The sequence below is a fragment of the Rhodopirellula baltica SH 1 genome, assembly GCF_000196115.1.
Classification (GTDB): domain Bacteria; phylum Planctomycetota; class Planctomycetia; order Pirellulales; family Pirellulaceae; genus Rhodopirellula; species Rhodopirellula baltica.
The window spans coordinates 4,575,713-4,596,009 of sequence record NC_005027.1; the positions used below are offsets into that span (position 1 = coordinate 4,575,713).

Below are 20,297 nucleotides of genomic sequence, written 5' to 3' on the forward strand. Positions count from 1 at the left end.
CGAACCTCGCCAAACTAGCCGCCGGATGACTCCGCCGCGGGCGACCTCGCGATAGCCGGCTCGTGGCAACTGGCACAGTGCAACGCTCCCAACCCCCAAGCAATATCGAAACAATCCACTCCGACAACCTCGACGCCGGGGCACAATTCGCGAAGCAACGCCAAGGCATGCTGGTCACTGGCCGTCGATCGAAATGTTGGCACCAACATCCGATCCATCCCCAACCGCAGAAAATTGCAGTAGCTCTGCGGCACCGCGGCACCATCCACTTCCCTGGGTGGCGGAGTCGGCAAGCGGTGGATCGTCACCGCCGGTTCCGTCTGCCGAGACCACAGTCGCAACTTCCGGTAATTGGCTTCCAAACCGGGATAATTCTCGTCGACCTCGGAACTGGCAACCGCACAAACAACGTTTTCGCGGTTCAAAAACCGTGCGATTTGATCAATGTGGCCGTCGGTGTCGTCGCCCGCGGGTGCACCGCCGTCGACCCATACAATCTCCTCGACGCCAAGACATTGGTTCAGTCGCTGAGAAACCTGCTCTTTCGAAACGCCAGGGTTACGAGCTGGGTCGACCAAACACCCGGGATTGACGAGCAACCGCCCTGCCCCGTCGGTTTCCAACGCCCCGCCTTCCATCGTCAAACCACCGTCCAAACGCTTCAAACCGGCAATTTTCGCGATTTCGGCACCGGCAGCAGCATCCGAATCAAAGGGTTCGTACTTTCCACCCCAGGCATTAAAACGCCAGTCGACGGCGATTTTTTCTGAATCAGGGCCGAAAACAAACGTCGGACCGTAATCGCGGATCCAACAGTCATTGGTCGGGACGTCAACGATTCGCAAGGAATCGCTCTCAACCAACCCAATTTGCTGCAGATGCTTGCGGCAATCCTCAGCGACCAAACCGGTCGCCAGAATTCGCACGGGAGTTGACTCGTGGATCGCACGGACAAACTGAGCGAACGCTGCCGGCACGGGCTCAAAATGGCCCGGCCAGGTGTCTCGATTGTGCGGCCAAGCCAGCCAAACAGCCTCGCAAGGCTCCCATTCGGCGGGAAAGCGGTAGCTGCGAAAGGACGACGCGCCCGCAGAAGACAAAGAATCAGGCACGTTCAAACGCCACTGCCTTACTCGACTTTGATCTCTTCTTTGACCTTCTGAACGAAGTGAGGCGCCTTGCCTCCCTTGCTCAGTTCTTCCGAACGTTTGAGCGCCTCGTCTTTCTGGTCAAACTCGAAAACGGCAACCCGTTTCAAGTTTTGACTAAAGACACCCCAATAAAGACGCAAGCGAACATCGGCGGCCGCCTTCTTGGTTTTCCGGCTGGACGCTTTTTTTCGCTTGGCCTCAGCGGCCAACTTTTCAGCGGCTTCTGCTTCGGCAGCTTTTTCCTGACGGCTGATGACCTTTCGAGCCATAAATCAGAGCTGTGGGGGTTGGAGGGTGAACAATCAAAAACCAATGGACGAACTGCGAAGCGTATCCATTCACCAGCGTTTTGTCACGGGGCTAGCGTCTAAAGCGGCAAGCAATGTGAAAAATTGCCCAAAAGGATCGCTGTTCGCGTGCGACAAAGTCGGCTACGCTTGGATTTGTGGACGACGGGCCCGACACGGCTAACATTGGCCTTCCGGTTCGGTCGCACGAATCTCAAATAGTAAACAGCAAGAGGTTGAGCATGCAGGTGAACGTTTCCGCCCGTCACGGGGCATTGCAACCCGGCGACCAAGCATTGGTCGAAGAAAAGGCCCTCAAACTGCGACGTCTTTATGATCGAGTGAATGCGATCGACGTCACAATCGACCTCGAAAATCTCGACAAACCCCACGTCGAATTTCGCATTTCCGTCGAGCATTCTGATGATTTGATCGCGCACGCCGAAGCGACCACCGTCATCGCTGCTTTGGACTCCGCCATCCCCAAAGCTGAACAACAGTTGCGGAAGCTGAAAGAGAAAAAGACAGAACATCGCGCCACCGCCCACAAACACATCGAAAGCGTCGACACCAACGACGAATGAGCCCTCGGCCCGTCCTCGTTGCGAATCCGTGCCGGCATTTCAACTAAACGCTTCCATTCATTCGCATTTCAGACAATTTGTTCCATGAAGTTCTCCGACTTTGTAAAAACCGGCGCAATCCGCGCCGAATTGACCGCCACAACCAAAGAAGCGGTGATCGACGAACTGGTCCAGTCGCTTCTTGATGCTGGCGAAATTTCCGCTGACCAGCGTGACGATATCGTCGCTGCGATCATGAAGCGGGAAGAACTCGGCAGCACCGGCATCGGCCGTGGTGTCGCCGTCCCTCACACCAAACACCCCAGCGTTCAACAACTTGTTGGCACCGTGGGTGTCAGCGAGCAAGGAGTCGATTTCGATTCGCTCGACGGTGAACGCGTTCAACTTTTCTTCCTCTTGATCAGCCCGCCCGAACGCCCCGGCGATCACTTGCGTGCTCTCGAGAACATTTCTCGCCAACTGCGTGACGAATCGTTCTGCCGCTTCCTCAAACAGAGCAAGACTGCCGACGATATCCAACAACTGCTGCAAGAAGCCGACGACAACCAATTTGCCGCCGGTTGAACGCTTTCCTGCTGAAACAATTCTTCAACATGAACAAACAACCAGGCAGTACCAAGCCAACACCGATGCTTGTCGGCCCTGCGCTACCAACTGCCGTTTGCAATGTTGATTCCACTGTCACCCGCACCGCGGTGATCGCATGAGTGCCCCAATACACGAGCGTTCTGTTCGTGTCGTCAATCGCCAAGGTTTGCACGCCCGGCCAGCCGATTTGCTGGTTCGCTGTGCGTCGGAATTCCAATGCCAGATCTTCCTGCAAAAGGGATCTGAAAAGGTGGATTGCCGTAGCATCCTGTCTCTGTTGACGCTCGGTGCCACCGAAGGAACCGACCTGACGGTTTCCGCGCAAGGACAAGACGCCGAACAAGCCCTCGAAGCCGTCGGTCGTTTGTTTGACCTCGGTTTTCACGAACTTGACGAGAACTCTGGTTCGCCTGCCTGTTCGGCCGGCGGCACCAGCGATTCTCCCGACCAATCACCCTCGTAGAGAGATCCAAATGTCGTTTTTCCCGATCCTTGTTTCCCATTGCCCGGTGGTGCCGGTTCGCGTTTAGACAGCCTTTCCCACAACCAACAACGAAGCTTCGTCACGAAGCCACTCGCCGAAATCACCCGACACTCGCCCGAACCTGGCGACATCGTTGATCGTTTTTGGCGTCGCCTCATCCAGTCGTTTTGCAACGGCGGGCTGCTTGAATTTGGCGTTGTGGAATCGATCGCTACCAAGCGACTTCCACGCCCCGGTGATTCACACGGCCTGACGATTCATGCGGGTGGTGAAGAAACCGCCTCTCGGCGAACGAAGAATCAGTTGGTTGGAAAACTTGGTTTGTGCCTAGCACATTCCTGACCTCTGAACGCACAAGAAGAAACCAATCGGATCGAGTCATTCGGCATCGAAGCATGATGCTTGAATTGCAAGGCATTCCCGTGTCACCGGGTGTCGCCATCGGCCCAGCCCTCGTGTTGGACGCTGATGGATACCGCATCCCGCGTTGCATCGTCCCGGCGTCTGACGTCGAGGATGAGTTCGCGCGTCTGCACACAGCGGTCGACTTGGTCAGCGCCCATCTGGAACACAGCCGGCTGGAAACCACTGCTACCGCCGGTCGTTCTACCGGTGACATCTTCGCAGCCCAATTGCAGATGCTGCATGACCCGCGATTGCACTCGGAATTGCAACGCAGGATCGGCGAAGACCGCCAATCAGCCGCGTTTGCCGTCAGCGGAGTGCTGCACAATTACGCATCGGCTCTTCGCCGACTCGACAACCCGTTGCTGGCCGATCGAGCTCAGGACGTGCTGGACATCGAGCGACAACTGCTGATGCAACTCGGCGCTGTCACTCGCCAACCCCTGTCTGATCTCAGCGAACCTGTCATCGTGCTTTCGCACATGCTAACGCCCAGCGAAACGGCCAACCTCGACCGCCGATTCGTCAAAGGATTCTGCACCGAAACCGGTGGTCCCGGCGGCCACACCGCGATCGTTGCAAAAGGCCTTGAAATCCCAGCCGTGGTTGGCATCGGTGACTTCCTGCATCAAATCGCTGGCTCCAACTGTGTGATCGTCGATGGCGACCGCGGGAAGCTGATTGTCGATCCAGATGACGATGTTCTGGAAAACTACCGCGAAAGAGCGGAGTACCGGCGTTCCTTGGCGGTGCGGTTGGCGGAACTCAGCCAACTACCGGCCGAAACGACTGACGGCGTTCGCATTCAACTCAACGCGAATATTGAATTTCCACACGAGACCGTGGCCTGCATCGATCGCGGTGCGGACGGAATCGGTCTTTATCGAACTGAATTCTTGTACTTGTCTTCCGATGACGAACCATCTGAAGAAGACCATTACCAGGCGTACTCCGAAGTCGTTCAAAAGATGGACGGCCGCCCGGTTGTCATCCGGACGCTCGACTTGGGTGCCGACAAAATGGGCCGTGGCAACATGGCTCATCGCGAAAACAATCCGTTTCTAGGATTGCGAAGCATCCGCTTGTCCCTTCGCAATCTCGACGTGTTCCGGCCACAGCTACGTGCTGTTCTACGAGCTGCGGTGCATGGCGACGTTCGCGTGATGTTCCCGCTGATCACCACGATCAACGAGCTTCGACAGGCCCGCATGCTGCTGAACGTCGTCGCCGAAGACTTGCAGGAATCAGGCCTGCCGTACCGCAGCGACTTGCCCGTCGGAATGATGGTCGAAGTCCCGGCTGCGGTGATGATGTTGGAACACTTCGCCAGCGAAGTCGATTTCTTCAGCATCGGCACCAACGATTTAGCTCAGTACACATTGGCCGTCGATCGAAGCAACGAATACGTCGCGGACCTCTATCAATCGAGCGACCCCGCAGTACTTCGATTGATTCAACACAGCATCGATGTGGCGGCAAAAAGCCAAACGCCCGTGAGCGTTTGTGGCGAGATGAGCAGCAACCCTGGCCGCGCTCTGTTGTTGCTCGGCATGGGTGTTCGCAATCTCAGTGTGCCGCCGTCGGCGCTGCCTCGAGTGAAAAAAGTCATACGCAATGTTTCGATCGATCAATGCAAAGCGATTGCCGAACGCGTGATGAAACTGGAAGCCGCTCGCGACGTCGACCTGTATCTGCTGGATCGCCTGTCCGACTTGGCTCCTGAATTGGTGATGCAATGAGAACCCGGCCTTCTCGGCAATCACCCAATTTGCACCCCGCCGATCAACTGCGGGTCCGCTATCGCGTTCGTTTCGCGAAAACAGGGTTGCTGCGTTGGATCAGCCACCGCGACTTGGCTTTGTTGTTCGAACGCGTTGCACGACGAGTCGCCCTGCCCTTGTCGATGACCGAAGGCTTTCACCCGACACCACGAATTGCATTCCCATCGGCATTGCCACTCGGGATTGAAAGTCTCGATGAAGTGGCTGAAATCGACTTGTGCGAAGACATAGAAGCCGACGAACTGTTGCAGCGTCTCCGTGGCGATGAGCAACCCGGCCTCACGATTCATTCGGTTGAAAAGATTCCCGACGGCGTGAAGAAGGCTCGCATCGCGGCGACCCAATACACCGTTTCGCTGCCTGACGACTGGGACGAATCCAAACGCGAACAAGTCAACCAAAACATCGAAGCGTTGAAACAAAAAGAATCGGTCTCCGTCGAGCGGAAAGGCAAGACGGTCACCGCAATCGTGAAAGAACATTTGCCCACGATTGAACTCCAAGACAACCAACTTTTTGCTCGTATGGTCCTAGCCGATGGAGCGTCGCTGAAAATGCAGGATCTCCTCGATCTGCTGGACCTGAGCGACTGGCCCGAACGCGGCGCGACGATTGTTCGCACCGGCGTTGAACTCAAAGGGCCGAACCCGAATTGAACGCTCCTGATTCAGGAGCACCCACATACTTTCGTAACGTCGGCGTCCATTTGAATGTCCTTGTTGGCAATCACATCAAGCCGATTTCACACCGAAGAAAAGGTGACTTAGATGAAACGTGAAATGCTGATCAACGTGCTTCAGCCCGAAGAAAGCCGTATCGCTGTGGTCGAGAACAATCGACTTGAAGAGCTATACGTCGAACGGAAGAGCGTTGAGAATTATTCAGGCAACATTTATCGCGGCAAGATCGTCAATCTCGAACCCAGCATCCAAGCGGCGTTTGTCGACTTTGGTGTAGGCCGAAATGGATTTTTGCACATCAGCGACATTGAACCGCAGTACTTCCGCCAAGGCGGTTACGATCCCGAAGAAATCATGCGGGAATCGGACGAGATGGCCGAGGCGGCAGCTCAACGAAATCGCGAATCCGGTCGTGGCAGCACACGCGTGTTCAAAGGCGGACGCCCTCGCAACAAACCACCTATCCAAGAGATCTTCAAACGCGGCGACGAAGTCTTGGTGCAAGTCATCAAGGAAGGCATCGGTAACAAAGGGCCCACACTCAGCACTTACATCTCGATCCCGGGTCGTTACCTGGTGCTCATGCCCGCACTGTCGCGTGTTGGCGTCAGCCGAAAGATCGAGGACGAAGACGATCGCAAGCGTCTGAAAAAATGTTTGCTATCGCTGAGCCCACCAAAGGGCCTCGGTTTCATCGTCCGCACGGCAGGTGCCGGTCGCAGCGAAGACGAACTGCAACGCGACATGGATTACTTGTTGCGACTATGGAAAGCGATCGTTCGCCGCGTTGAAAACACCACCGAACCCGGCGAGATCTATGAAGAAAGCGATCTCATCATTCGCACCATTCGCGATATCTACAGCGATGACATCGACCACATCTTGATCGATCAAAAAGAGTCCTACGAAAAGGCTCGTGACTTTTTAAAGATGGTCATGCCTCGCGTCGTTGATCGTTTGAAGTACTACGACGGGCCCGGACCACTGTTCCACAAATACAACTTGGAAGAGGAGATCGTGAAGATCAACCAACGCCAGGTTGCTCTGCCCGACGGTGGATCCATTGTGATCGATCCGACGGAAGCCTTGGTGGCGATCGACGTCAACAGCGGCAACTTCCGTGGCAACGCGTCGGCGGAAGAAAACGCATTCCGACTGAACATTGCCGCGGCCAAAGAAATTGCACGTCAGCTTCGCCTGCGTGACCTGGGCGGCGTGATCGTCAATGACTTCATCGACATGCGAAAAGAGAGCTATCGGCGCAAGGTTGAGCGAGTCCTCCGTGATGCGATGGCCAATGACCGCGCCCGAACGAAGATTCTTCGAACCAGCCCGTTTGGCTTGATCGAAATGACTCGCCAACGAATTCGCCCCAGCCTGAAACGAAGCATCTACAAAGACTGCCCATGTTGCGAAGGCCGCGGACTGGTCAAGACTCCCGAAAGCATGTCGATCGAAGTCGTCCGCATGCTGGCATTGGCGGTGAAGAACAAACACATCGTTCGAGTCACCGTTCGTGTCAACGATGAGGTTTCCGCTTTCTTGAACAACAAGAAACGCCGAACAGTCAGCGAGATGGAAGAATGCGGTAACATGACCGTTCAAATTCTCGGCAGCGAAGGATTGTTCCCGGAACACCTGGAAGTGGATTGCCGTGATGAGCACGGTGAACGCGTCGAAATCGACTCTTGAACCCAATGCAAATTGATGTCAACGAAGCCCAATCGCGAATTCGTTTCGTGGTTGGGCTCTTTTCGCTACTGGTCGCTGCTTGGGGCATCCCAACCGATGCAGCAGCAGCAAACGATTCCCCGCCCAACATCCTGTTCATCCTCTGTGATGACCATCGATTTGATTGTCTAGGCGTTGCGGGGCATCCGTTTTTAGAAACGCCTCACATCGACACAATGGCTCGCGACGGCGCGATGCTCCGCCGAGCCTACGTGACGACGTCGCTTTGCTCACCCAGTCGTGCATCCATTTTGACCGGGCAGTACGCACACAATCATCGCGTGGTCGACAACTACCATGCCGTCGACCCAAACCTGGTTTTCTTCCCCGAGTCATTGCAGGACGCCGGCTACCAAACCGCCTTCATTGGCAAGTGGCACATGGGTGGCGACATCGACGACCCGCAACGTGGCTTTGACCACTGGGTCTCGTTCCGCGGTCAAGGAACTTATTGGCCCGACGGTCATGGCACGACTCGCGAAGTCCCACAAACCACCTACGACGGCTTCAACGTCAATGGAAAACGAGTTCCACAACGCGGCTACATCACGGATGAACTGACCGAATACTCGCTGGACTGGCTGAAGGGCCGTGATCCTAACAAACCGTTCTTTTTATACGTCAGCCACAAAGCGGTGCATGCAGATTTCGTTCCCGCCGATCGGCATCGCGGCCGATATGACAACGAAGCGTTGCCGATCGAGATCCCGACCGTCGAAGCGATGGATGCCGGCAACAAACCGATGTGGGTGCGCAACCAACGCAACAGTCGTCACGGGGTTGATTTTGGTTACAACCTGCCTGGTTTCAGTCCAGAAGTTTACTACCGTCGCTACTGCGAATCCTTGTTGGCAGTGGACGATTCGGTTGGTCAGCTTCGCGAATTTCTGAAGCAGCAAGAACTCGATCAGAACACGATCGTCGTCTACATGGGCGACAATGGTTTTCAATTTGGCGATCACGGTCTGATCGACAAACGCACCGCTTACGAAGCCAGTGCCAAGGTACCTTTGCTGGTCGTCGCACCAGGCAAGATTCCTGCGGGCGTTCCATTTGACGGCTTAGTAGGCAACATCGACATCGCTCCCACACTGCTCGAAGCCGCCAATGCATCAGCGCCGAAGAACATCAATGGACAAAGCGTTTGGCAAGCTCTCTGTTCGTCGGACGCCTCGTCCCTGAACGATCGCACGCTGCTTTACGAGTATTACTGGGAACGAAACTACCCCCACACGCCGACGTTGCATGCCGTCATCGGCGGTCGATTCAAATACATCCGATGCCATGGATTGTGGGATCGAGATGAACTTTATGACCTCGAATCAGACCCGGGCGAAATGCAAAACCTGATTGATGATTCCAGGTATGCTGATCGCGTCGAATCGTTGAACCAGCGACTGTGGCAGCTACTGAAAAACAGCGCCGGCATGGAGATGCCTTTGTTGGAAGATCATGGCCCACGTTTTCCCCTTCGCGATAAAAACCAAGCTCCACAAGCCGCTTTCCCGAAAGAATACTTCTCGGAAAAGTGACTCCCGCCTCCATCATGTCCCACCCCCACCAATCATGAACGCTCCCCACCGCTTGCTGCTGGCGTTGCCAGTAATCTGTTTCACCCTGTTGTTTTGCGAACAAGCATTCGCCCAAGATGATCCGCTCAACGTTGTTGTCATTCTCAGCGATGACCAAGCGTGGACGGATTACTCCTTCATGGGCCACCCTCACATCCAGACGCCCAACTTGGATCGGCTGGCAAAAGAGAGTCTGACTTTCACTCGAGGCTATTCGCCGGTCAGCCTTTGCCGTCCGTCGCTTGCCACGATCATCAGTGGACTCTACCCCCATCAACATGGAATTGTCGGAAATGATCCTCCATGGCCGGGCATGCAAAATGGCGATCGCCGGCCAGCACACAACCAACCCGCGTACGTCCAAAACCGGATGGACTACCTGCAGCACGTGGACAAACTGGATTGCCATCCCGAGCTACTCGCTCCCCATGGCTACCGCAGTTTGCAAACCGGAAAATGGTGGGAAGGCAAACCGTCGCGTGCTGGCTTCACCGACGCGATGACCCATGGTGACTTCACCCGCGACGGTCGCCATGGCGATGACGGCTTGAAGATCGGCCGAGAGGGATTGAAAGTCATCGACGACTTCCTGGCTGACACGCAATCCAAGAAACAACCTTTCTATTTGTGGTACGCACCGTTCTTGCCCCACACGCCACACAATCCGCCAGAACGTTTGCTAGCAAAATACCTAGACAAAACGGACTCGTTGCCGATGGCCAAGTACTGGGCGATGTGCGAATGGTTCGACGAAACCTGTGGCGAGCTACTAGGTCTACTCGATAAACATTCGCTCGCCGAAAACACGCTCGTCGTTTACGTCACCGACAACGGTTGGATCAACCAAACCAACGCGAGTCGATATGCACCCCGCAGCAAACGCAGCCCCAACGAAGGCGGCACCCGCACGCCAATCATGTACCGTTTGCCTGGCGTGATCGAACCGCGGATGGATACAACGAATTTGGCATCCACCATCGATGTTGTTCCGACCACTCAAAAACTGCTTGGGTTCGAAGTCCCCGAAGGTTTGCCAGGAATTGACGTCTTGGATTCCGATGAGCTGGAACTGCGGGACGCAATCTATGGAGAGATCTTTGAACACGACATTCAGTCCATGAACGATCCGTCTCCCAGTTTGCAGTACCGCTGGGTCATCCAAGGCGATTACAAGCTGATTGATCCATCAAAACGCATGTCAGATGAGTCACCCGAGCTCTACAATATCGTGAACGATCCGCACGAGAATCAGAACCTGGCGGATCAACAGCCCGAGAAGGTCGAAACACTGCAATCCTTGTTGGATGAATGGTATTCACCGGACTCGGCGTGATTCCTTGCATCACCCTCGGTCTTGAAAGATGATTTGATGAAAGTTGGCAGTGGCGGTGGCTTTCGAGCAATTTGGTACACGTTCAAAAAAGGGCGTGAGACCGGCAGTGTTTGGAAGCTCTACAAAGCCATGCGGACTCGAAACTCTTGCAAGACCTGTGCGGTCGGCATGGGTGGTCAAAAAGGCGGCATGGTCAATGAAACGGGCTCGTTCCCCGAGGTCTGCAAGAAAAGCTTGCAGGCAATGGTCGCGGACATGCAGCCCGGGATCGAACCGCCATTTTGGAAAAAGACTTCGATCGAACAACTCGCGGCGATGACACCCCGCGAATTGGAACACCTGGGCCGCCTCATTCACCCGGTTCGCTACCGGCAAGGTGACTCACACTACGAAACGATCACCTGGGAAGAAGCCTTCGACACCATCGCTGGCAAACTAGCATCGCTGTCGCCTGAAGAAACGTTTTGGTACTTCAGCGGTCGCAGCAGCAATGAAGCCGGTTTCTTGCTGCAACTGCTCGCTCGCGTGTACGGCACCAACAACGTCAACAACTGCAGCTTCTATTGCCACCAAGCCAGTGGCGTCGGGTTGCAAAGCAGTGTTGGCAGTGGCACGGCAACCATTCAGCTCGAGGACCTCGAAAAGTCTGACTGCGTCTTTCTGATCGGCGGCAACCCCGCCAGCAATCACCCGAGATTGATGACCAGTTTGATGCATGTCCGCCGCCGTGGTGGAAAGGTCATTGTTATCAACCCGGTCGAAGAGACGGGATTGGTGACGTTCCGAATTCCAAGCGATCCGATCTCGTTGCTCAAAGGCACCAAGGTCGCGACGCACTACATCAAGCCGCACATTGGTGGCGACTTGGCGTTGTTGTGGGGCATTGCGAAATCGCTGCATGAGACCAACCAAATCGACCTGCCATTTCTGCAAACTCATTGCAATGGTCACGAAGACTACCTCGCCGCGTTGGACGCGTTTGAGTGGGAAGAACTCGAACGCAAATCCGGCATCGACCGCTCTGAAATGGAATCCATCGCGGCTCTGTACGCCAAGAGCGAACGAGCGGTGTTCTCCTGGACGATGGGGATCACCCATCATGCACACGGTGTTGAAAACGTTCAAGCAATCGCCAACCTCGCCATGTGCCGCGGGATGGTCGGACGCCCGGGCAGCGGGCTGATGCCAATTCGCGGGCACAGCAATGTGCAGGGCATCGGCAGTGTCGGCGTCACACCCAAATTGAAACAACAAATCTTCGATGCGTTGCAGGAACACTTTGGCGTGGAACTTCCCACAACCGAAGGTCTCGACACGCTCGCCTGCATGGAGGACGCCGCGTCAGGAAAGATCAAAGCCGGGTTCTGCTTGGGCGGCAACCTGTTTGGGTCCAACCCGGATGCAACCTTCGCCGGCGAAGCTCTTTCGAATCTCGACCTCAACGTGATGATGAACACCACGATGAACACGGGACATGCTCACGGGCTCGCCAAAGAAACAATCATCTTGCCCGTCCTCGCTCGGGATGAAGAACCCGAACCGACCACGCAAGAATCCATGTTCAACTTTGTGCGTCTGAGCGACGGTGGTCCTCGACGATTGCCTGGACCTCGCAGCGAAGTCGAAATCATCGCGACACTGGGCGAACGTTTGCTACCAGATGCGAAGGGCATCGATTGGAAGCAAATGCATCACACATCCACGATCCGAGATTGGATCGGAAGGGTTGTGCCTGGCTACGGAAAGATCGCCGCCATCGACAAGACCAAAGAAGAGTTCCAGATCGATGGGCGTACTTTCTACGAACCTCAATTTGGCACCAAAGATGGCCGAGCGGTTTTGCATTGCCACTCGATTCCGGATCTGAAAGGCACCGGCGAGAACGAACTGCGATTGATGACGGTTCGCAGTGAGGGCCAGTTCAACACGGTCGTTTATGAAGAAGAGGATCTGTACCGCAACCAAGATCGCCGGGACATCATCCTAATGAACCCCGACGACCTGCAACGACTCGGGCTGACTCACGACCAACGCGTGACGGTGGAAAACGAAATCGGATCGATGCCCGGAATTCTGGCTCGTGGTTATGAGAAAATCCGTCCGGGCAATGCTTTGATGTATTACCCCGAGTCAAACGTTTTGGTCGCCCGTTATGCCGACCCGCAGAGCAAGACACCTGCTTTCAAAGGCGTTGTCGTCCGCGTCGTGGCTGGATGAAAACACCTTGAATTGATGGCGGATCCGGCGATATCCGCCAACTTGCCGCTTGCTCTCGTAGCGGAATTTCACTGAATTCCGGCTCCCCAATCGAAACCGCCCCAAAACGGCGTCCAATCCCACCCCCGCGACGCTTTGTCGCTTCTGCCGGTCGAAATCGGTTCCCCCAAGCGGTCCATCGACTTCGCGGTGAGAACAAATCGGGCTGCAGCAGCGTTTGAATAGTGATAGCAGCTAATCTGATCTTGGATTTGCGGGAAAATCGGTCACCATGATGGATGCCGGATTTCAAAATGCATTCCTGTTGAAACGCCCCACTTCTGGCAGTTTCACGGCGTCCAATCACGGCTGCTCCCCGCCTCCCCCACTCTCTTCGTCATCCCACCTATGCCGTCCCCTATTTGTCGCATGCCTGATTCCCGCTGGACGTCATGCGTCCCGATCCTCGCCAGCCTCTGGTGCATCGGATTGCTGAGCGTCTTGGCCGGTTGCTCGCAAGAAGCACCGATCATCACGTACCAGGTTCCAACGAAGATGCCCGCGGTTTTGGCCGCCGAAGACACTCGCACGATCGCTGCGATTTTGCCGCAAAAGGACCAAGCTTGGTTCTTCAAAATCATGGGTCGCAAATCAGCGGTCGATTCGATCGATGACACCTTCCATGAGTTTGTTGAAAACATCGAATTCGAAGACGGCAAACCCAATTTGGATTCAGTTCCTTCGGACTGGCGAAAAGGTGCGGACCGAACGATGCGGTTCGCCTCCTACGACATCAACACGCCTGTTCAGCAACTCGACCTCAGCGTTTCACAACTTTCCCGAATGGACGACTGGTCCGAATTCGTCGTCATGAACGTCAACCGATGGCGTAAACAGGTCGGACTTTCTGACAGCAAAGAAGAATGGGCCTCCGCCGAGACCATGACTTGGTCGGGATCGGACGAGTTCGCCGACGCTCCCGCGATTTGGGTGGATGTCACGGGTCGTCCCACCGATTCAGGGCCACCAATGATGGCAGGCGGAGCACCATTTGCCTCGATGGCTGGCGGTCCCAAGACGAGTAGTACCGCCCCTGCGGCGTCTGACCCTCACGCCGGCTTGCCACGCGATGCACAGGAGGCGATTGAACAAGCCAAGGCCAGTGGCAAATCGATGCCAGCGCCAAAAGAGAGGGCCTTCCCAAAGGCATCCGACAGCGACGACGCCCCCAAGTCGGACCCCGCCCTCGACTTCGATCGTCCTGAAGGATGGCGTGACGGACGAATGAGCATGATGCGGATGGCGGCGTTCAATGCAGGCCCCGAAGAATCCTCCGCCGAGATCACAGTCATCACCGCCGGTGGCGATTTGCGAGGCAACGTGGCTCGTTGGATGGGACAAGTCGAGGGCGGCCAACCCGACGACGCCGATGTCGACGAAGCTCTCGAATCCGCCGAAAAACTGACCGTTGCCGGACGCGAAGCCCAACGGTTTATTCTTCAACCGAAAGACAAGAGCGACGACAAAGCCTCCTCGATTGATGCGACGATCGTGCCGCTCGAAAATGATTTCAGCCTGTTCATTAAAATGGTTGGTCCGGCCGACGTGATCGCGGACCAAGACGAAGCGATGCGAAGTTTTTTGAAGTCCTTGAAGTACTGACTTTCAAAGCACACGCCCTGCCCTCACCGCCGCTCATTTGGCGAACCCACCTTCCAAGAGTCATTCGATGGCATCCGTCACCAACGATACCCACGCCACTGACGATCGCGTTTCATCCATCGCGGATTGGCTAGCCCCTTCGCGGTTACTCGCACTGGCCGGGTCGCTGAAGTTCACCGTTGCATTGTTCGCGATGTCAATTGTGCTCGTGCTGGTGGGCACATTGGCTCAAGACGAATTGAACATGCAGGAGGTCAAACAACGGTACTTCCTCACCTGGTTCGCGCAGCTGCACTTCGACGATTTCTTCCCGCAAGCGTTCTTTCGTCACGCTCAGCCGATTCCAGGTGTTATGCGTATTCCTGGCGGAGCGTTGATTGGACTGTTGCTGATGATCAACTTGATCGCGGCCAAGATCACTCGGTTCCGATTGCAGGCCAGCGGAGGCCGCTTGGCCGCCGGACTGGCGTTTTTGATCGCAGGCATCTTGGTCGCCGGACTGATTGTCTTCACCGGGCACAACGACGATGGACTGCAGGGTACACCGCCCAGCTGGCTATCTTACGATCGATTGTGGGCAGTGGTCATGGCGGTTTTGTCGATCGGTGCCATTGCGATGGGCATGGCAGCATCCTCGGTTAAACTCCCCATTCTGCGTTGGCTGACTTACTTCGCGACTGGGGCGTTGGCGCTGACGGTGTTGTATTGCTTGTTCACGGGAACTCGCATCGACGATCCCGGACTGCGCATCGTCTGGCAACTCGCCAAGGGTGTCGGCGCCGGTCTGATCATGCTGATCGGATGCCAATTGGCCTTTGGAAAACAAGGCGGCAATGTGCTGCTGCACCTCGGTGTTGGATTGTTGATGGTCGGGCAATTCGCGTTTGGCGACCGCCAAATGGAACAACGCCTCAGTCTCGTTGAAGGACAATCCACCAACACGTTTGTGAACCTGGACGAAATCGAACTGCAGTTCATTCACACCGAAGATGACATTCAAAACGTCGTCGCGGTTCCGGCTCAGCGGTTGGCCAGCGCCGCGTCGAGTGAGTCCACGATCGAGAACGAATCACTGCCTGTCAAAATCAAAGTCTTGGAATACTTTGAAAATGCAGGCATCCAAGAACACCAGGACGACTCTCCCGCCACCAAAGGAATCGGTCTGGAAGTCTCCGCTGCTGAACGCCCCAAATCGGGCGGTGCGGACATGGCGATGAATCTCCCCGCCGCTTATGTCGAACTCATCGATCCCGAATCCGACGAATCTCTTGGTGTCTTCTTGGTCAGCCAGTCGATCAACGACCGTGAGATGCTGGTCCCCGATGGAACGTCCAAAGACACGTTTGATTCCATCACCGTGGGCGACAAAGAATACGAAATCGGATTGCGTTTGCACCGCGAAGTCAAACCGTACTGGGTTCAGCTCGAAGACGTTCGGCGGGTCAACTACAGCGGCACCGAAACGCCACGTGATTACTCGTCCTTCATCCGCATCGTTGACAGTGAAACCGGCGAAGACCGCAAGGAACGAGTCTGGATGAACAACCCGCTTCGCTATCGTGGCGAAACGTTCTATCAATCCAATTACACACCTCTTCCCGGCGGAAAAGAGCTGACCGGCATCCAAGTCGTCCGCAACTCGGGTTGGCTGATTCCCTATGTCGCGTGCAGCATCACCGGGCTGGGAATGCTGGTTCACTTTTGGGGAACACTCACTCGATTCATCTCCCGTCGCCGTCGTGAAAACGAACGAGCGTTGGCCGAATTTGGCAGCGAGAAATCAGAAGGCGCCTCCAAATTTTCGGACGGCATCGAAGTCACCGCCGAACCAGCTTCGCGGAAGAACTTGCCCGTCATCATTTATCTCGCTGCGGTCGCGGCATTGGTGACCGTGATCCTTGCCCCCAGCGTGTCGCTGAAGAACAAACTGAAACCGATTGACCGAGACAGCGAGTTTGACCTGGCGGCTCTTGGCCAAGTGCCAGTGCAATACGGCGGTCGAGTGATGCCGTTGGACGCCTATGCACGGCAAACAATGAAGGCGATGACCAACAAAGATTCCTTGCCGCTGGATGCCGCCCCGAGCGAGATCAAAGATCGAGTTGAAACCAAGAAACTGTCCGCAGTGCAGTGGTTAATGGAAGTTGCGATTGATGAACCAGCCCTGCGTTACCTGCCAATGTTCCGCATCGATGCCGAAGAAATTCGTGCGGAGCTGGATCTCGATCGTCGCGAAAGCAAACTGTATTCGCTGGATGAAATCGGCGAAAACCTCGAGCGATTCACAAAGATGGTGAAGGACGCGCGCGAAAAAGAATCGCTGGATCAAGACTTCAAGGACAAGAAGGCGATCGAACTGGACATGCGAACCCGGCAATACACCGTTGCCGCCGCTGCGATGCGTTTGCCAGTGCCCGAAGACATTCCCGCAGAATTCTTCCCTGAAGGAACCAGCGAACAATCACGCCAACTGTTCGCGCTGCGGCAACTTGAACGACAGATGAACAGCCTCGCACAAATGCCTGCACCGGCGATCATCCCACCATCGATGGAACAGGCCACCAACAGCGAACAACAACCCGACTGGACCGCGTTCGCTCCCGCCTTTTTCAACATGGCCAAGAAGGGCATCGCCCCGAAAGACAGCCGACCCGGTATTCGGACCTTCGGTGAACTGATTCGCGATTATGGCGAAGGCGACCCGGCCGCATTCAACAAAGCTGTCGACGAGCATTTGGCTGCCGTGCAGGCCTACAACATCTCCGGCTACGATCACTTTGCCGTGTCGCTGGAACAATGGCTGGGTGCCGCCAACCCAACGGCGATTGCAACCGGGCTTTATATCCTGGCGATCATCTTGGGTTTGATCTACTTCGCAGTGGATTCGCCTCGGCTGGGCAATGCGGTTTGGGGAACCATCGCGATCGCGTTCATCATTCACACGATCGTGATTCTGTCTCGGGTGTACATCACCGGCCGTGCTCCGGTCATCAACCTTTACTCATCGGCAATTTTCATCGGCTGGGCGGCCGTGCTGTTTGGTTTGGTGGTCGAACGCATCTTCCGTTACGGCACCGGCAACATGCTCGCCGCGGTCGCAGGGATGATGACTTTGCGAGTCGCGTACAACCTGACCCTGAACGTCGGCCAAGCGGAAACGATGGGCGTCCTGCAAGCGGTGCTGGACACTCAGTTCTGGCTCAGCACACACGTGATCAGCGTTTCGCTCGGATACGTTGCAACGCTTGTCGCTGGCCTGCTCGGGATTGGGTATCTGATCTCCGGTTGGATCAACGCAAGTGATCGAGCCCGTCGCGATTTGTATCGCTGTGTCTACGGAGCCTCCTGCTTCGGCATCCTGTTCAGCTTCATCGGCACCGTGCTCGGCGGGCTTTGGGCCGACGATTCCTGGGGTCGCTTCTGGGGCTGGGACCCGAAAGAAAACGGTGCGTTGTTGATCGTCATCTGGAACGCTTTGATGCTTCACGCTCGCTGGGACGGGATGGTGAAGGCACGCGGGTTCGCCATCTTGGCGATCGGCGGCAACATCATCACGGCTTGGAGTTGGTTCGGCACCAACGAACTGGGTATCGGTCTGCACAGCTATGGCTTCACCGAAGGCATGCTTCGCAACCTGGCGATCTTCTTCGCCACCCAATTCGCATTCATCGCCGCCGGTCTGCTGATCCCTTCCCGCAGTCCGCTCTCCGATGAATCATAAAAACCTCTTTGCAAAAATTCGCGGGAATCAATTTGCAATCCTTGTCGCATCCGTATGCCGGGTGAACCGGGCTTGGTCGTCAAGTGATGTGCTGTCGCGCGGCGGTCCTCGCCGTGACCGAGGTTTCGTTCTCGGTGGGGGACCACCGAGTTACAGGTTGGCGTCTGAACTCTGGCGAACCCGGCAACCACATTTCAGGTCGTAGGCCAGGTTCCACCTGGCGACCACGCCGATGCTTTGGAACAAAGCGAGGCGTGTTCGCGGTCGGGCATGTCATTGACATGGTAAATCGTCCAGCCAACAAACATCGCCATGTGAAACATGGCCTACGGCAATGACTTCGCCGATTCTTCCAGGCGTCGAAACACGTACTCGTTGCAGCCCCAGCCCGATCCAACGGTGGTAAGGTTGTCGAGGACAAACCCTTTTTCACGCAGCGGTAGGATGATGGCTTCTGGTTTGGCGACCTCAAACGGCAGGCCACCAATCCAATCGACCCAGTCATGCCAGGCGTTCATGCCGCGATCCGATTTCTTCGCTCGCCAATCCGCAAACGGCAGCGGGTTGCGACCTTGGGCCAGCCTCGCGAGTGCGAACTTCAGTTCGTAGCAACCTGCGACCAGAACGACGTACGCCGGGCGTAAAAATGCAGGCAGGCGATGATAGCCTTGCTTGATTCGCAACCATCGTCGGCTCCCTCCGCCTTGATCGTTGTAGATCGCGATCGCGTACTGACCACCAGGTGCGACGACTGATGAGGTTGCCTCAATCGCCGTGTTCATTTGGCCGGTGTGATGGAGCACTCCCCAACTGTAGACAACGTCAAACGTCCCAAGCGAAGTCAACCACTCCGCATCGAGCGCCGAGCCTCGGTGAACCTGCCATTGCTCAGCGACAGACGGATTCTCCGCGACCGCTCGCTCGCGAAGCTCTCGAGTGCAAGCCACGCTGTCATCGTCCAAATCCACGCTGACGACTTCGGCACCCATCGAAACAGCCGCCAAAGAAAACAGACCGCTGCCCGATCCGATGTCGAGCAACCGTTTGCCCGCCAGTGATTCCACTTGCAAGAGCGACTTCAAAGAGGACGTCGCGTGCTGCAACCGTTCGGCGTCAAACTGATCCAGGAACGACGCCCAGTTCTTGCCAAATGCGAACCGAGTTTCCGACTCTTCGACGGGCGTCACGGGCTCGCTCAAGCAAACCACTCCACCGCGTTTCGGAACATCTGCAACCCTTCACCGTGTTCGGGCTGCTCTTTGCGACGAGTCCAAAACGGATGTTGAGTCGCATCAATGTGTCGTTCGGGGTGCGGCATCAAACCAAATACGCGGCCGCTGGCATCACACACCCCGGCCACGTTGGCGTCACCACCGTTGGGATTGATTGGGAACGGCAACGTTTCGGATTGAATTTCACCGGATGGCTCGCAGTATCGTAGAGCCAATCGTCCAGCCGATCGCAACTCTTCCAACACTTCCGCGTCGCGGGCGATGAACTTGCCTTCAGCGTGAGCCATTGGCAAATACATTTGCTCGATGTCTCGCAGGAACACGCACGGCGTTTTGTCGACGGCCAAGTTCACCCAGCGATCTTCGAATCGACCGTGGTTGTTCCAGGTCAATGTGGCGGGTGGAACGGAGTCGTCCGCCGATTCGGCGGGTCCGCCCGCGGTCTGCAACTGCCCGACGCCGCTGGTCAAAACGCCCAAGCGCATCAGGACCTGCATCCCGTTGCAAATCCCCAGCACCAAGTTGTCGCCGCTGTCGACGAAGTGATGCATCAAGTCACCCAAGTGCCGCCGCATCCGAGTCGCCAGGATTCGGCCGGCCGCGATGTCATCGCCGTAGCTGAATCCGCCGGGAAGACAGAGGATTTGGTAGCGGCTCGCCAAAGCCGCGTTTTCCATCAGTCGCCCGACGTGGACGCGTTCGGCGACCGCACCGGCCAACTCAAAGGCATGAGCGGTTTCGACATCGCAGTTGGTACCGGGAGCACGCAGGACGAGAACGCGAGGCTGAGGCATGGAAAAGCAGCTTTTCAGGCAGGAAGGTGAACAAAATCCAATCCGCAAAGCTTAGTTTTTCGTGTCATCCGTCGGAAGTGTGTGCCCCGCCAGAGAA

The 20,297-nt window shown here is 56.0% G+C and carries 15 protein-coding genes; 11 read left to right on the forward strand and 4 right to left on the reverse strand.

What is annotated here, in order from left to right:
- Nucleotides 1-14: 14 nt before the first annotated feature.
- On the reverse strand, nt 15-1,025 hold the full coding sequence (locus RB_RS17540; RefSeq protein WP_231846501.1) for an agmatine deiminase family protein: 1,011 nt from the start codon (nt 1,023-1,025) through the stop codon (nt 15-17).
- A 104-nt stretch (nt 1,026-1,129) separates the two neighbouring features.
- Complete coding sequence (locus tag RB_RS17545) at nt 1,130-1,420, reverse strand: hypothetical protein (RefSeq protein WP_007328915.1); 291 nt, start codon at nt 1,418-1,420, stop codon at nt 1,130-1,132.
- Nucleotides 1,421-1,680: 260 nt separating this feature from the next.
- Between RB_RS17545 and hpf the strand changes: the two genes are divergently transcribed.
- The 11 genes from hpf to ccsA all read left to right on the forward strand — a co-directional run bounded on the left by hpf (nt 1,681) and on the right by ccsA (nt 18,174).
- Nucleotides 1,681-2,022 carry a ribosome hibernation-promoting factor, HPF/YfiA family gene (hpf, locus tag RB_RS17550; protein WP_007328917.1) on the forward strand — a complete coding sequence of 114 codons (342 nt, stop codon included), beginning with the start codon at nt 1,681-1,683 and terminating at the stop codon, nt 2,020-2,022.
- An 84-nt stretch (nt 2,023-2,106) separates the two neighbouring features.
- Entirely contained in the window at nt 2,107-2,586 is a 480-nt protein-coding gene (locus RB_RS17555; RefSeq protein ID WP_007328918.1) for a PTS sugar transporter subunit IIA, read from the forward strand.
- A 139-nt stretch (nt 2,587-2,725) separates the two neighbouring features.
- Nucleotides 2,726-3,073 carry an HPr family phosphocarrier protein gene (locus RB_RS17560; protein ID WP_007332233.1) on the forward strand — a complete coding sequence of 116 codons (348 nt, stop codon included), beginning with the start codon at nt 2,726-2,728 and terminating at the stop codon, nt 3,071-3,073.
- 344 nt (nt 3,074-3,417) lie between these two features.
- The gene (gene ptsP / locus RB_RS17570) at nt 3,418-5,238 is read left to right on the forward strand and encodes a phosphoenolpyruvate--protein phosphotransferase (protein WP_007328922.1); all 1,821 of its coding nucleotides are present in this window, start codon (nt 3,418-3,420) and stop codon (nt 5,236-5,238) included.
- Nucleotides 5,235-5,936 (forward strand): TIGR03936 family radical SAM-associated protein, encoded by a 702-nt coding sequence (locus tag RB_RS17575; protein WP_011121928.1) that lies wholly within the window; start codon nt 5,235-5,237, stop codon nt 5,934-5,936. Before ptsP ends, RB_RS17575 begins: the two co-directional genes overlap by 4 nt.
- A 111-nt stretch (nt 5,937-6,047) precedes the next feature.
- Nucleotides 6,048-7,652 carry an Rne/Rng family ribonuclease gene (locus tag RB_RS17580; RefSeq protein ID WP_007328924.1) on the forward strand — a complete coding sequence of 535 codons (1,605 nt, stop codon included), beginning with the start codon at nt 6,048-6,050 and terminating at the stop codon, nt 7,650-7,652.
- A 5-nt stretch (nt 7,653-7,657) separates the two neighbouring features.
- Nucleotides 7,658-9,223 (forward strand): sulfatase family protein, encoded by a 1,566-nt coding sequence (locus tag RB_RS17585; protein ID WP_007332236.1) that lies wholly within the window; start codon nt 7,658-7,660, stop codon nt 9,221-9,223.
- Between the two features lie 34 nt (nt 9,224-9,257).
- On the forward strand, nt 9,258-10,595 hold the full coding sequence (locus RB_RS17590) for a sulfatase family protein (RefSeq protein ID WP_164922160.1): 1,338 nt from the start codon (nt 9,258-9,260) through the stop codon (nt 10,593-10,595).
- Between the two features lie 21 nt (nt 10,596-10,616).
- Nucleotides 10,617-12,812, forward strand: a complete 2,196-nt coding sequence (locus tag RB_RS17595) for an FdhF/YdeP family oxidoreductase (protein WP_011121932.1) — start codon at nt 10,617-10,619, stop codon at nt 12,810-12,812.
- A gap of 408 nt (nt 12,813-13,220) precedes the next feature.
- The gene (locus tag RB_RS17600) at nt 13,221-14,453 is read left to right on the forward strand and encodes a hypothetical protein (RefSeq protein ID WP_164922161.1); all 1,233 of its coding nucleotides are present in this window, start codon (nt 13,221-13,223) and stop codon (nt 14,451-14,453) included.
- Between the two features lie 67 nt (nt 14,454-14,520).
- Nucleotides 14,521-18,174: a cytochrome c biogenesis protein gene (ccsA, locus tag RB_RS17605; protein WP_164922162.1), complete on the forward strand. Its 3,654-nt coding sequence runs from the start codon at nt 14,521-14,523 to the stop codon at nt 18,172-18,174.
- A 326-nt stretch (nt 18,175-18,500) separates the two neighbouring features.
- On the opposite strand, the gene RB_RS17610 is transcribed toward ccsA, so the two are convergent.
- Both RB_RS17610 and RB_RS17615 read right to left on the reverse strand, forming a co-directional pair.
- Nucleotides 18,501-19,382 (reverse strand): class I SAM-dependent methyltransferase, encoded by an 882-nt coding sequence (locus tag RB_RS17610; RefSeq protein ID WP_011121937.1) that lies wholly within the window; start codon nt 19,380-19,382, stop codon nt 18,501-18,503.
- Nucleotides 19,370-20,200, reverse strand: a complete 831-nt coding sequence (locus tag RB_RS17615) for a phosphoribosylformylglycinamidine synthase subunit PurQ (RefSeq protein WP_164922163.1) — start codon at nt 20,198-20,200, stop codon at nt 19,370-19,372. The genes RB_RS17610 and RB_RS17615 overlap by 13 nt, the downstream gene beginning before the upstream one ends.
- Between the last annotated feature and the right edge of the window lie 97 nt (nt 20,201-20,297).